Origin of the sequence: Pseudoalteromonas sp. MER144-MNA-CIBAN-0113 (genome assembly GCF_040308965.1) — a bacterium.
In the GTDB taxonomy this organism is placed as follows: domain Bacteria; phylum Pseudomonadota; class Gammaproteobacteria; order Enterobacterales; family Alteromonadaceae; genus Pseudoalteromonas; species Pseudoalteromonas tetraodonis.
Genome location: NZ_JBEOOG010000027.1, coordinates 1 through 13,183 on the forward strand (window position 1 = coordinate 1; position 13,183 = coordinate 13,183).

Sequence of the window (13,183 nt, forward strand, 5' to 3'; positions counted from 1 at the left end):
CACAAGGCCGCCCCGACACAATGGTGGTCTAGCATTTGCTATGTGGCTCTCTACCGCTGTGGGCACTACGACATTACTAGGCTCCAAATAAAAGAAACCTGTTACAGCAATGTGACGGGTTTTTTTACGTCTGTAGGAAAGTGAAAATGCAGGTTCGAGGTGAAAGGTATTAGGTTAAAGGAAGAGAGTTGATCAGAGCTGACACCACGATATTCTACTGCGTTGTTGCTACGAAGTAGCGCACCATGGCTCCAAATTGAGAAAGCCCGACTAGCAATAGTCGGGCTTTTTTACGTCTGCAGGAAAGTAAAAATATTAGCTATCAGCCGTCAGCTATCAGCTGCACAGCGTCAACCTGTACTTCGTAGCGTGGGTTGAGTAACACGAAACCCACGGGTAAAAGAACGCACCGACTACCTCAGAGTCCAATTCATCCCATTAAAAAAACATAAGTGTACCTTGCTGTGTGGCTCTAGAGCGCTGTGGGCACTACGATATTCTACTGCGTTGTCGCTAAGAATAACGTATCAGCATCAGGTAGAAAATCCATATAATACCAATCCGCAATAATACTCAATCATTTTGGGGGCTAAACGTGTCGCTACCTGTGTTAAAAAATTCTCATTTAGAACAACTAAATAGCGAATTTTTTGCCTAGCTATCACCCCGTTTTTCCTGCCTCAAAATAGACTGCTTAATTAAGCGAATTGGTATAAATTGGTAATAAATACTCAAATAAGAGGATTGCACCCTTATTTTTGAATGATACATTTCTGATCTTACTTGAAAAAAAACCAATGAGCCCAAAGTCTACTTAATCAACACTTATTTTAATAGAGCCTATCATGTCGTTATTACCTTCATCTTCCAGCGTTAAACAATTCGTATATTTAACACAGCAAATAAGAGAGCATGAGGGTAATGCTGCAAAAGCCAGTGGTTGTGATCTGTTTACCCTAATGGAACGAGCGGGGCATGCCGCATTTTTAAATTGGAAATCATTCAATGCACAGCAGACTCTAGTACTCGTAGGGAGTGGCAATAACGCAGGAGATGGCTATATTGCGGCTAGCCTTATTAAGCAAGCCGATAGACATGTAGTGGTGTGTGCCGTAGATGAAAATAAAGAATTAACCGGCGATGCTGCAAAAGCACAAAAGCGCTGGATTGATGCCGGTGGTGAAATTTGTAACTTTAGCGCTGATGCACTCGATGAGTGTGATGTAATCATTGATGCATTACTGGGCACTGGTCTTGAAAATACGGTACGCGATAATGTTGCCACTATAATTAAAGCGGCGAATGAAAGCACTAAACCAATACTCAGTATTGATGTGCCATCAGGTATAAATGCTGATACAGGCCAACCTTTAGGCATTGCAATTAAAGCCACTAAAACAATTACTTTTGTAGGGGTAAAACAAGGGTTAACAACGGCTGCGGGTAAAGAGTATGTTGGTGAGCTTATCTTTGATGACTTGGCTATTGGTGAGCCATTCGTAGAATTAGCGAGCCCATCGGGTAAGCTTATTAATATCAATAGTTTTAAAGGCTTAGGACCACGTGCTCTGAATAGTCATAAAGGTAGTTATGGAAAATTACTGTGTATTGGTGGGAATCAAGGAACGGCAGGTGCTATCAGATTAACAAGCGAGGCAGCGCTTAGAGCTGGTGCTGGAATGGTCAGAGTGTATACCCATGAAAGCTCAATTATGCCAGTCAGTTTTGGCCGACCAGAGCTTATGGTAAGTAGTAATAACTTGCAACACGCATTGGAGTGGGCAAGCTGTGCTGTTATTGGCCCAGGTCTTGGACAAGACGAATGGGCGCAAAATACCTTTAATCAAGTCATTGAGTATTGTACACGTAATAATATGCCTTTAGTTATTGATGCTGATGCACTTAATTTACTCGCTAAACAAGCTTCACCGAAAATGCCCACGCGGTGTGTACTTACCCCGCATCCGGGCGAAGCCTCTCGATTATTAAAGGTGTCGACTGGGGAGATAGAGTCTGATCGGTTCAGCTATGTTCAACAATGTGCTAAACGTTACTCAGCAGTTTGTGTTTTAAAAGGCGCAGGAACTTTAATAGCCGATGGTAAGCATACTTGGGTTTGTGAAGAAGGAAGCCCTGCGCTTGCTGTTGGCGGTAGCGGTGATGTTCTTACTGGTATTGTAGGGGCATCACTTGCTCAAGGGTTAGATTGTGCTGAGGCGACTTGCTATGGTGTTACACTGCATGCTAAAGCGGCTGATATTGCTGGGCAAAAAAATGGAGAGCGAGGTATGCTACCTAGCGATCTGTTTTGTATAGTGAGGCGGTTAATTAATAATATAAAACCATAAGATAAAAGCATTCATATTAATTTTGTTCTTTTTTTGATAAATCGATTAACCTTCTTATACTTGGTTAACGCTGTTTGGTTGTAACTGAGGTTAAAAATGTTAATACAGAAAAAATGTATGCGGGAAGCTTATTACTTATCGTTTTCTCTTTGCTCGTTTTAACCGTAATTATGCAATGGGTAATAACGCCAATTATAAAAAATGAAGCTATTTCTGCTGCTAAGTTACAGGCTAAAGTAATCGGTGAATCATTTGCTAAGGATTTAGGAAAAAGTGCAGCATTAACTAAAAGCTTATCTGTTGTTGCTCAAACACTTCCCCTTGATAAAGATCAATTTATTAAAAATTTGGCACCGTTAATTGCTAGTGGTTCAGGCATTGCCGGTGGTGGAATATGGCCAGAGCCAAATATGTTAGATGCATTAGCACAAAGGGCATCTTTGTTTTGGGCTAAGGGCGATAATGGTCAATACACTTTATTAGATGACTACAACCAAGCTGATAGTAGTCCATATCAACAAGAAAGCTGGTATACAAGTGCTGCTAACGCTCAACCAGGCGTATGTGTATGGTCTGAGGCTTATGTTGATGCAGTTTCGAATGTGCCTATGGTAACTTGTTCCGTTAAAATTGAGCGTAATAATCAGTTTTGGGGAGTCGCTACTTTAGATATAGAGCTTTCTCATATTGAAAAGTCACTACTTGCTGAAAACCAAGCAACCGGTACCTACAGTTTTATTATTGATAGTGCGCAGCAGTTTGTTTCTATTCCTACATTTAGAGATACGAACTTAGCCATGCTAAATTTTTCACAAGTTGTGAGTAAAGATAGCTCTTTACAGCCTCTAGTTAACGCCTTGAAAAATAAAGATAGACTCGTAGCAGAGTTTAGTTCAGGTGTCATAAAGGGGGATAGCTCAATTCTAGTGACATTTTCACTGCCGGAGCAAAAGTGGCGCTCTGGCGTGATAATTCCAACAGCGATTGCAAAAAAAGCAGCTAATACGCTGACATATTATTTGTATGGTTCATTCATTGTGCTCATTGTTATATTTATATCGGCATTATTAGTCTTTGGTAAGCGATTAGTTGAGCAAATAGAGCAGACTTCGGCGCAAGTTAGGTCATTAATGCAAGGGCAAACAGATTCTAAATTACCAATATCGGGGGATGATGAAATGAATCATCTTTGCGAAGCTATTAATGATTACGGTGATCATCTTATTAAAATTCTTGGGCTGATTAAAGAAGAGGCGGCCTCAGTAAAAAATAATGCTGAATCTATTGATAACTTGAGTAGTAATAGTCAGCAACGCGCACATGAACTAATGCAAGAAAATGAGCTGTTAGCCACGGCTATCAATGAAATGTCGATAGCGGCTTCATCGGCATCAGAAGATATTGGTGGCGTTGCAGATATTACCGCTAAGTCATCAGATCTTGTAAACTCTGGATTTAATGTTATTGAACAAAACGCAGAATCTATCCAGCTGTTGTTCAATAAACTAACTGAGTCGTCCAATGCAATATCACAAATCTCTGAAGATTCACAGCAGGTTGGTTCGGTATTAGATGTGATTATGAATATCTCTGAGCAAACTAATTTACTTGCGCTTAATGCTGCTATTGAGGCTGCTCGTGCTGGTGATTCTGGAAGGGGGTTTGCGGTCGTTGCTGATGAAGTTAGAACACTGGCACAAAGAACGCAACAATCAGCTGGTGAAATTGAAACCATGATCAGTCAGTTACAACAAGCGGCTGCAAAAGGAGTCAGTGTTATTCAAGAATGCCGAGAGTTCTCAGAAGTGGTCAATGATCGTTCAAATACAACACGCACGCAATATGAAAATATAGTCGATGCATTTAACGACATTAAAGGGCGCTCAGCAAGTATTGCCGTAGCCACTGAAGAACAGGCTCAAGTAACTGTCAATGTTAAAAAACTAGCGGAACGGATCCGAGAAATATCAGGGCAAAATGCCGCCGATGCCGAAGACTTTAGAGAAGTAAGTAAAGCCTCTAATAGTCAAGCACAAAGGCTATACGACATTAGTCAGCAGTAACTCAATAAAAAAATCCAAGCCTTGCTTGGATTTTTTATATAAGTTTGTTTATTAATTTAAAATTGTGAGGATTTAAAAGTCTATCTATGAAGCTCGCCAGCTCTTTCTGGTTGATAAGTTACCTCTTTAATAGTTACTGTTATTAACCCTCCGCCTGGCTTTGGCCATTCAATTTGATCTCCTTGTGAAAGGCCAAGTAATGCACTACCAACAGGGGCTAAGATTGATATTTTGTTGCCACTTGAGTCAATATTCTTCGGGTAAACAAGCGTTAAAGTAAACTCCTCACCTGTAGACTCAACAACAAAGTTCACTGTTGAATTCATGGTTACCACGGTTGAGGGAACTTCGTGTGGCTCCACTATGTTAGCTCTACCAAGTTCTGCTTCAAGTTCTTTTTCACCCGCAAAACTGTTCGCAGGTAATGATTCCATTAGCGCATACAATCTATCTGCATCCAGTGATGAGATGATTATTTCAGGTTTAGTATTCAACTTAATATCCTTAATCATGTTAAATAAAATTTACTCTGGGTATAGCTTGCAGGAACTCAGTTGCATTGGAATACACTGAGATAATTTTATTGTTGTCTTAGTGAATTTATTTTATCTCTATTGCTAAAAACCCAGCCGAAGCTGGGTTTTTATTTGAGCTAGGTGTGTGAGGGAATGATTACATCATGCCGCTCATACCACCCATGCCGCCCATGCCACCCATATCAGGAGCGCCCGCTTCTTCTTTAGGAATTTCAGCGACCATTGCTTCTGTGGTGATCATTAGTCCGGCAATCGATCCTGCAAATTGTAATGCAGAACGCGTTACTTTTGTTGGATCTAGGATACCCATTTCAATCATGTCGTTGTATTCGCCAGTGGCTGCATTGTACCCGTAGTTACCTTCGCCGCCTTTAACTGCGTTAATAACAACTGATGCTTCATCACCTGCGTTTGTAACGATTTGACGAAGTGGTGCTTCCATCGCGCGAAGTGCCACTTTAATACCGTGGTTTTGGTCTTCGTTATCGCCTAGTAAGTCTGCTAATTTGCTAGCAGCACGCACTAATGCAACACCACCACCTGGTACTACGCCTTCTTCAACCGCTGCGCGAGTTGCATGTAATGCATCTTCAACACGATCTTTTTTCTCTTTCATTTCAATTTCAGTAGCGGCACCTACTTTGATTACTGCAACACCGCCAGCTAATTTAGCCATGCGCTCCTGTAGCTTTTCTTTATCGTAGTCTGAAGTCGCTTCTTCAATTTGTGCTTTGATTTGTGCAACACGGCCGTTAATGCCGTCTTCTTCACCAGCACCATCAATGATTGTTGTGTCATCTTTAGTGATTACTACACGTTTAGCTGTACCTAAGTCTTCAACTGTTGCTTTTTCAAGCTCAAGGCCGATTTCTTCAGAAATCACAGTACCGCCAGTTAAAACCGCGATATCTTGTAGCATTGCTTTACGACGATCGCCAAAACCAGGTGCTTTAACCGCTGATACTTTTACAATACCACGCATGTTATTAACTACCAGTGTCGCTAACGCTTCACCTTCAAGGTCTTCTGCGATGATTAGTAGAGGTTTACTTGCTTTAGCAACTGCTTCTAATGTTGGTAATAGTTCACGGATGTTAGATATTTTTTTATCTACAAGTAAGATAAATGGGTTATCTAGTTCAACTGCGCCTTTTTCAGCGTTGTTGATAAAGTAAGGAGATAAGTAACCACGGTCAAACTGCATGCCTTCTACAACATCTAGCTCGTTTTCCAGTGATTGACCTTCTTCAACCGTGATAACACCTGTGTTACGGCCTACTTTTTCCATTGCATCAGCAATGATTTCACCAATTTCTTTATCAGAGTTAGCTGAAATAGTACCTACTTGTGCAATCGCTTTAGTATCAGCACATGGAACAGAAAGCGCTTTAAGTTCTGCAACTGCAGCAATGATTGCTTTATCAATACCGCGCTTAAGATCCATTGGGTTCATACCCGCAGCAACCGCTTTAAGACCTTCGTTTACAATAGACTGAGCAAGCACAGTTGCGGTAGTGGTACCGTCACCAGCAGCATCATTTGCTTTAGACGCTACTTCTTTAACCATTTGTGCGCCCATATTTTCAAACTTGTCTTCAAGTTCGATTTCTTTTGCTACAGATACACCATCTTTGGTGATCACAGGAGAGCCAAATGATTTGTCTAATACAACGTTACGACCTTTAGGGCCTAATGTCACTTTTACTGCATTTGCTAGAATATTTACGCCAGTTAGCATTTTTGCACGTGCGTCGCCTGCAAACAGTACTTCTTTTGCTGCCATGTTTAATTTCCTCTAAATTCTTAAAATGTGTGTTAAACGAAAAGTAGGTTTAGCCTACAATGCCTAAAATATTGTCTTCACGCATGATCAGGTACTCTTGACCTTCGATCTTTTCTGTTTTTTCAACATATGAGCCAAATAACACAGTGTCACCGGCTTTCACTTCTAATGCTCGAACGTCACCGTTTTCTAAAACGCGACCATTACCTACGGCAACAACTTCTCCGCGAGTTGATTTTTCAGCTGCAGAGCCAGTTAATACAATACCGCCAGCAGACTTGGTTTCTTCTTCTAGACGCTTGATGATTACGCGATCTTGTAAAGGACGAATGTTCATGTTTTTAGTTCTCCTAACAGTTTCTGAACAGTACAGAAAAAAGTGTATCTAATTTGCTTTCATTAATGGGGGTGGAGTGAAAAATTCCAAGAGAAAAAATGATAAATTTTTAATCTTTTCGCTCGTATTCACCATCTATGGTCTTAGGGCGGTTTTCATCTTGCTCGTGATGCATTGATTGATGAGTTTGCGAAAACCCTGAAGTGCCAGTTTGATGCATGCTGGCGCTCATTCTTACAGTTGCTTGACTAGCAAGTCCTGCAGCTAATTTGTTACGAATAGCAGGGGTAAGGAGTAGTAAGCCAAATACATCTGTCATAATGCCGGGTGTTAATAAAAGTACCCCTGCAATAATTACGCAAATACCGGTAAACAATTCTTTAGCAGGCATTTGCCCTTGAGCCATTTGCACTTGTACGTTTTGTAGTGCGCCCATTCCTTGCTGTTTCACCATTTTCGCACCCACAATCGCGGTTAGTACTACCAAAGCGATTGTTGCGAAGCCACCTATCACGTCACTAACCTGAATTAGTAAGGCAATTTCAATAATAGGGATGATGATAAACAGCAAAAATAAAATTCTAAACATAAGACTCTCTAAAAAAATGACACTTATTAAGGTGCTAATGAAATATAAGTGAGGGTTGTCGGGTCTATTTTCAAGCTAATAAGAGTAAGTAATAAACGTTAATGTTAGTAAAGTTATAGGTAGCGGGTCTAAATCAATTTACTGCAAAGACCCAAAATGCAGACAGAGTTCGTGTCTACACATTATACCCGCTATCAGCTACTATGGGGCTAGACCCCCGTAAACAAGTAAAGGTTCACTATGACAACGCAATTTAAACTTATTTTTACCACTTGCAAAGATAACGATGAAGCCCGTTTATTGGCTATGGCGCTAATTGAAAAGAAACTAGCCGCTTGTGTAAATATTTTACCGGCCATGACTTCTATTTACATATGGGAAGGTGAAGTAGCTGAAGCAACTGAAGTAAAGCTGCTAATTAAAACTAAGGCTGACAAAATGAACGATGTATTTTTAACCTTAAAAGATCTTCACAGCTACGAAGTACCAGAAATACAAGTTGTTGATGTGGCAACGGGTAACTTGGCTTACTTTAATTGGATGGACGAGGTGCTTCATTAATGCGCTTTATTTTATTTTTTTTATTAAGCGTATTAATGGCGCCTGCTTGGGCAGCACAAAATACCCTTGATGATTTTCTAAAACCGACTCAGCACACATTTTTACCGGTAAATGAAGCGTTTGTATTTGATTTTGACCAGCAAGGAAGTACGTTATTTATTGGTTGGGATATCGCTGATGACTATTACCTATATAAAGATAAAATAGAAATTATTGCCAAAGGTGCCAGCATTGACGTGCCTGAGTTGGGCGCTGGTGAAATAATTGAAGATGAATTTTTTGGCAAAACTGAGGTGTTTTTTAATTCTCTTAGCGTTATCAGCAAACTAAGTAATGTGAGTGAAGATGGCGTTGTGAAGGTGCGTTATCAAGGCTGTGCAAAAGCAGGGCTGTGTTATCCACCTGAAATCATCAGCATTCCATTAAGTGTACTGGCAAGTGAAACTAATACTAATGACAATACCGCAGCAAGCAGTGCATTTGCAGCACTTAGCCAATCTGCAGAAAAACCAGCAACTGCATCAACACCTGATAAAGAACTCACATTTACAGAGCAGTTAGCCAGCCAAAGCTTAATGGTTAACTTAGCTATTTTCTTTGCCGTGGGTGTAGGTTTGGCATTTACACCGTGTGTATTTCCGATGTTCCCTATTTTATCTAGCTTAATTGCGGGTCAAAAGAACCTATCTACCAAAAAAGCATTTGCCCTATCATTTGTTTATATTCAAGGCATGGCGGTTACCTATGCAGCATTAGGGCTTGTGGTTGCTGCGTTAGGCGGGCAAGTGCAAGGCTATTTACAGCATCCATATGTATTAATTAGCTTTAGCTTATTATTTGTACTGCTGGCTATGTCGATGTTTGGTTGGTACGAAATAAAGTTACCCAGCGGCATGATGAACAAGCTAACCCAAGTGAGCAACAATCAAAAAGGCGGTAACTATATTGGGGTGTTCTTGATGGGGGTTTTATCAGGGCTTATTGCATCTCCTTGCACTACAGCGCCTTTATCAGCCGCATTATTATTTGTGGCACAAAGCGGCGATTACCTAGTAGGCGGGCTAACACTTTACGTACTGAGTTTAGGTATGGGGCTACCGCTGTTATTATTAGGTACATCGGGAGGTAAGCTATTACCGAAAGCTGGCGGCTGGATGGAACAAGTTAAAACCTTATTTGGTTTTATTATGTTAGTTGTGCCACTTATTTTGCTAGAGCGCATTATAGATATTGAAATTATTATGCTTATGGCAGGCTTATTAGCTATCGCCACAGCGCTTTATTTCCATTATTGGCAAAGCGCCCAAACTCAAGGCAAATTAAAAACCTTATTGTGGTTTATGGCTGTTTTATTAATGCTTACTGGCTTTAATTTAACCAAAAACTATTTTTGGCCAACACAAGCCGTGAGTTTACAAACAACCTCGCAAAGCAATGAGTTTAAACACGTTGCCAATTTAGCCGAGCTTAAACAAGCCGTATCACAAGCAAATAGCGAAGGGCGCATGGTTATGGTGGACTTATACGCTGACTGGTGTGTAGCGTGTAAAGAGTTTGAGCATTACACCTTTCCCGACCCGCAAGTACAAAGTGAGTTTAGCCATTACCAACTGATTCAAATTGACTTAACCCAAAGCGATAATGAAACAATTGAGCTAATGGAAGCATATTCAGTGTTTGGTTTACCGAGTATTTTATTCTTCAATACTCAAGGTGAAGAGCTAAGTGCACAACGTGTTACTGGCTTTTTAAATGCGGATGATTTCGCTAAGCACCTTGCTGCAGTGCGTGCCAGCGCTGAATAACCATTCTATATGGCACAACATGATTGTTAATGTTGTGCCATTATTCCCCCCTCAAGATTCGTCCCCAAAATAGAGATTAGACCAGTATTTTGCTGCTATTTACTTCGAAATCACTATAATAGTTGGTTAACGTGAGAAATTGTTGCTATCTTACTTTTTTCAGCTTACTTTTTAGTGAAAAATTAGTTAGTAACCGCTTAACTCATTACTTATAGGATATATCGCGTATTATGGCTGCAAAATTAAAGATTTTAGTTATAAATGGCCCAAATTTAAACATGCTAGGAAAGCGTGAGCCCGATAAGTACGGTTCGCACTCTTTAGAGCATATTATGAGCGAGTTAAACAGCGCTGCTAATAGTTTAGATGTGGCGTTAACGCATTTTCAAAGTAATAGTGAGCAAGCGCTCATTGAACGCATTCATGATGCTTGGCAAGCGGTTGATTACATAATAATTAACCCTGCAGCATTTACGCACACAAGCGTCGCATTACGTGATGCATTGCTAAGCGTTGATATTCCGTTTTTTGAAGTGCACTTAAGTAATGTGCATGCACGTGAAACGTTTCGCCATCATTCTTATTTTTCTGATGTGGCGCAAGGCGTTATTTGTGGATTAGGTGCAATGGGCTATCACGCTGCTTTACATGCAGCGGTGAGCCGATTGCAAAACTCAAACTAAATTTAAACTAACAAACTAATAGGCGGGTCGTTTATGGATATTCGCAAGATCAAAAAACTAATTGAATTAGTAGAAGAATCAGGTATTGCAGAACTAGAAATCACTGAAGGTGAAGAATCAGTACGTATTAACCGTAACAACATGAGTGCCGGTCCTGCATACGCGCAATTTGCTCCACAGCAATATGCTCCAGCACCCGCTCCTGCGGCTGCACCAGCAGCACCTGTAGCAGAGTCTGAAGCACCAGCGGCAGGTCCTACAGGACACCAAGTTAAATCACCTATGGTAGGTTCTTTTTACGCAGCAGCTTCTCCAGAAGCGCCAGCATATGTTGAAGTCGGTTCACAGGTTAAAGTTGGCGACACATTATGTATCGTTGAAGCAATGAAAATGATGAACCAAATTGAGTCAGATAAAGCCGGTACAGTAAAAGCTATTTTAGTAGAAAACGGCGAGCCAGTAGAATTTGATCAACCTTTATTCATCATTGAATAATAGCGCAACGTAAAAGGCCAACTCTCATGTTAGATAAAGTAGTCATTGCAAACCGAGGTGAAATTGCACTTCGTATATTGCGCGCCTGCAAAGAGCTTGGGATCAAAACGGTTGCTGTGCATTCAACGGCGGATCGCGATCTTAAGCACGTATTACTAGCAGATGAAACCATCTGTATTGGTAAACCAGCAGCAACTGAAAGTTACTTAGACATTCCACGCATTATTGCCGCAGCTGAAATAACTGATGCGGTCGCTATTCACCCAGGTTATGGTTTTCTTGCTGAAAATGCCGACTTTGCCGACCAAGTTGAGCAAAGTGGCTTTGTATTTATTGGTCCTCGCGGCGACACTATTCGCCTAATGGGCGACAAAGTATCAGCTATCGAAGCGATGCGTAAAGCCGGTGTTCCATGTGTGCCAGGTTCTGATGGTCCGGTATCGGATGATAAAGAACGCAACATGCAAATTGCTAAGCGTATTGGTTACCCGGTAATTATTAAAGCAGCTGGTGGCGGTGGTGGTCGTGGTATGCGTGTTGTACGCAACGAGGCTGAGTTAATCAACTCGATTGCGCTTACGCAGCAAGAAGCTAAGCAGTTCTTTGGCAACAGCATGGTTTACATGGAAAAATTCCTTGAAAACCCACGCCACATTGAAGTGCAAGTATTGGCCGATGGTCAAGGTAACGCGGTTCATCTAGGTGAGCGTGATTGTTCAATGCAACGTCGCCACCAAAAAGTAGTGGAAGAGGCGCCAGCACCAGGGATTACTGCAGAAGTACGTAAGTTCATTGGTGAGCGTTGTACACGTGCGTGTATCGAAATTGGTTATCGTGGTGCAGGTACGTTTGAGTTTTTATACGAAAACGGCGAGTTTTACTTCATTGAAATGAATACCCGTATTCAGGTTGAACACCCAGTGACTGAAATGGTTACCGGTGTGGATTTAATCAAAGAGCAGCTAAAAATTGCCGCTGGTCAGCCATTATCATTCACTCAAGACGACGTTGTTATTCGTGGCCACGCTATTGAGTGTCGTATAAATGCTGAAGACCCTGAAACCTTTATTCCATCACCAGGTAAAATCACTCGCTTTCATCCAGCTGGTGGTTTAGGTATTCGTTGGGACAGCCATATTTATGCTGATTACACGGTACCGCCACATTACGATTCTATGATTGGTAAGCTGATCACTTACGGTGAAAACCGTGATGTTGCTATTGCTCGCGCTCGTAATGCATTGAATGAGTTGGTAATCGACGGTATTAAAACGAATACGCCATTGCATAAACGCATTCTTGCAGATGAAAACTTCAAAAACGGTGGTACAAATATCCACTACCTTGAGAAGAAATTAGGGCTGTAAAGTCTATGCTAATTAAAAACCGGCTCAGGCCGGTTTTTTTATCTTTAAAAAAGAGGCAGTATCACCTTAAATAAATAATCTGGTATGATTAACAAATATGCGCTTTTCGTAAATTTTGAGGTAATCATGTCGTGTAGTTTTGATTTTCATTTAGTCGATGAAAATGCCACTGTTGCTATGGGTAATAAATTAGCTGCCATAATAGAACAGGGCGCAGTTATTTATTTGCATGGTGATTTGGGGGCCGGTAAAACGACATTTACTCGCGGTATAGTGCAAGGTTTTGGTCATACAGGTAAGGTTAAAAGTCCCACTTATACACTTGTTGAACCTTACGAGCTTGTGCGTGGCAATGTCTATCATTTTGACTTATACCGATTAGGTGACCCAGAAGAGCTTGAATTTATGGGAATTCGTGATTATTTTTCAGAAACGGCAACTTGTATTGTTGAGTGGCCGGAAAAAGGCGGAGAATTTATTCCTGTTCCCGATCTAAATGCTACGCTAAGTTATGTAGGTGATGAGCGTAAAATTGTTATTAACAGTGCGAGTGAGCGTGGTGTAGCAATTGTCGAAAAACTAAATAATAGATAATAAAATAGTTAAGGCAGTGATT

The 13,183-nt window shown here is 40.9% G+C and carries 12 protein-coding genes; 8 read left to right on the plus strand and 4 right to left on the minus strand.

All coding sequences use genetic code 11. The features are described from left to right. Window positions 1-845 precede the first annotated feature (845 nt). Window positions 846-2,348 (plus strand): NAD(P)H-hydrate dehydratase, encoded by a 1,503-nt coding sequence (locus AAEY57_RS09135; protein ID WP_350607561.1) that lies wholly within the window; start codon window positions 846-848, stop codon window positions 2,346-2,348. A 74-nt stretch (window positions 2,349-2,422) separates the two neighbouring features. Continuing rightward, complete coding sequence (locus AAEY57_RS09140) at window positions 2,423-4,411, plus strand: methyl-accepting chemotaxis protein (protein ID WP_350607564.1); 1,989 nt, start codon at window positions 2,423-2,425, stop codon at window positions 4,409-4,411. An 80-nt stretch (window positions 4,412-4,491) separates the two neighbouring features. Here the strand turns inward: AAEY57_RS09140 and rnk are convergent, their stop codons facing one another. From rnk to AAEY57_RS09160, 4 genes are all read right to left on the minus strand, one after another. Beyond that, on the minus strand, window positions 4,492-4,905 hold the full coding sequence (gene rnk, locus AAEY57_RS09145) for a nucleoside diphosphate kinase regulator (RefSeq protein ID WP_024601929.1): 414 nt from the start codon (window positions 4,903-4,905) through the stop codon (window positions 4,492-4,494). Window positions 4,906-5,083: 178 nt separating this feature from the next. Then, a complete protein-coding gene (groL, locus tag AAEY57_RS09150; protein ID WP_350607567.1) occupies window positions 5,084-6,730 on the minus strand; it encodes a chaperonin GroEL in 1,647 nt (548 codons plus the stop codon). A gap of 49 nt (window positions 6,731-6,779) precedes the next feature. Then, a complete protein-coding gene (locus tag AAEY57_RS09155; protein WP_008113511.1) occupies window positions 6,780-7,067 on the minus strand; it encodes a co-chaperone GroES in 288 nt (95 codons plus the stop codon). A 109-nt stretch (window positions 7,068-7,176) separates the two neighbouring features. Further along, the gene (locus AAEY57_RS09160) at window positions 7,177-7,656 is read right to left on the minus strand and encodes an FxsA family protein (RefSeq protein WP_064664113.1); all 480 of its coding nucleotides are present in this window, start codon (window positions 7,654-7,656) and stop codon (window positions 7,177-7,179) included. A gap of 240 nt (window positions 7,657-7,896) precedes the next feature. On the opposite strand from AAEY57_RS09160, the gene cutA reads away from it, so the two are divergent. From cutA to tsaE, 6 genes are all read left to right on the plus strand, one after another. After that, window positions 7,897-8,217 carry a divalent-cation tolerance protein CutA gene (cutA, locus tag AAEY57_RS09165; RefSeq protein WP_013466035.1) on the plus strand — a complete coding sequence of 107 codons (321 nt, stop codon included), beginning with the start codon at window positions 7,897-7,899 and terminating at the stop codon, window positions 8,215-8,217. Beyond that, window positions 8,217-10,022, plus strand: coding sequence for a protein-disulfide reductase DsbD (locus AAEY57_RS09170; RefSeq protein WP_350607571.1), 1,806 nt, complete (start codon window positions 8,217-8,219; stop codon window positions 10,020-10,022). Before cutA ends, AAEY57_RS09170 begins: the two co-directional genes overlap by 1 nt. 230 nt (window positions 10,023-10,252) lie before the next feature. Continuing rightward, window positions 10,253-10,705, plus strand: coding sequence for a type II 3-dehydroquinate dehydratase (gene aroQ / locus AAEY57_RS09175; RefSeq protein ID WP_013466033.1), 453 nt, complete (start codon window positions 10,253-10,255; stop codon window positions 10,703-10,705). Between the two features lie 33 nt (window positions 10,706-10,738). Beyond that, window positions 10,739-11,200, plus strand: a complete 462-nt coding sequence (accB, locus tag AAEY57_RS09180) for an acetyl-CoA carboxylase biotin carboxyl carrier protein (RefSeq protein WP_024601932.1) — start codon at window positions 10,739-10,741, stop codon at window positions 11,198-11,200. Between the two features lie 26 nt (window positions 11,201-11,226). Further along, a complete protein-coding gene (gene accC, locus AAEY57_RS09185; protein WP_013466031.1) occupies window positions 11,227-12,567 on the plus strand; it encodes an acetyl-CoA carboxylase biotin carboxylase subunit in 1,341 nt (446 codons plus the stop codon). Between the two features lie 126 nt (window positions 12,568-12,693). After that, window positions 12,694-13,161, plus strand: coding sequence for a tRNA (adenosine(37)-N6)-threonylcarbamoyltransferase complex ATPase subunit type 1 TsaE (gene tsaE / locus AAEY57_RS09190; RefSeq protein WP_013466030.1), 468 nt, complete (start codon window positions 12,694-12,696; stop codon window positions 13,159-13,161). The last annotated feature ends 22 nt before the right edge of the window (window positions 13,162-13,183 follow it).

Bases quoted from the DNA above. Each gene is read 5' to 3' on its own strand.
- AAEY57_RS09135 (WP_350607561.1), top strand. From the start codon at position 846: ATGTCGTTATTACCTTCATCTTCCAGCGTTAAACAATTCGTATATTTA.
- groL (WP_350607567.1), bottom strand. From the start codon at position 6,730: ATGGCAGCAAAAGAAGTACTGTTTGCAGGCGACGCACGTGCAAAAATG.
- AAEY57_RS09155 (WP_008113511.1), bottom strand. From the start codon at position 7,067: ATGAACATTCGTCCTTTACAAGATCGCGTAATCATCAAGCGTCTAGAA.
- AAEY57_RS09160 (WP_064664113.1), bottom strand. From the start codon at position 7,656: ATGTTTAGAATTTTATTTTTGCTGTTTATCATCATCCCTATTATTGAA.
- cutA (WP_013466035.1), top strand. From the start codon at position 7,897: ATGACAACGCAATTTAAACTTATTTTTACCACTTGCAAAGATAACGAT.
- AAEY57_RS09170 (WP_350607571.1), top strand. From the start codon at position 8,217: ATGCGCTTTATTTTATTTTTTTTATTAAGCGTATTAATGGCGCCTGCT.
- aroQ (WP_013466033.1), top strand. From the start codon at position 10,253: ATGGCTGCAAAATTAAAGATTTTAGTTATAAATGGCCCAAATTTAAAC.
- accB (WP_024601932.1), top strand. From the start codon at position 10,739: ATGGATATTCGCAAGATCAAAAAACTAATTGAATTAGTAGAAGAATCA.
- accC (WP_013466031.1), top strand. From the start codon at position 11,227: ATGTTAGATAAAGTAGTCATTGCAAACCGAGGTGAAATTGCACTTCGT.
- tsaE (WP_013466030.1), top strand. From the start codon at position 12,694: ATGTCGTGTAGTTTTGATTTTCATTTAGTCGATGAAAATGCCACTGTT.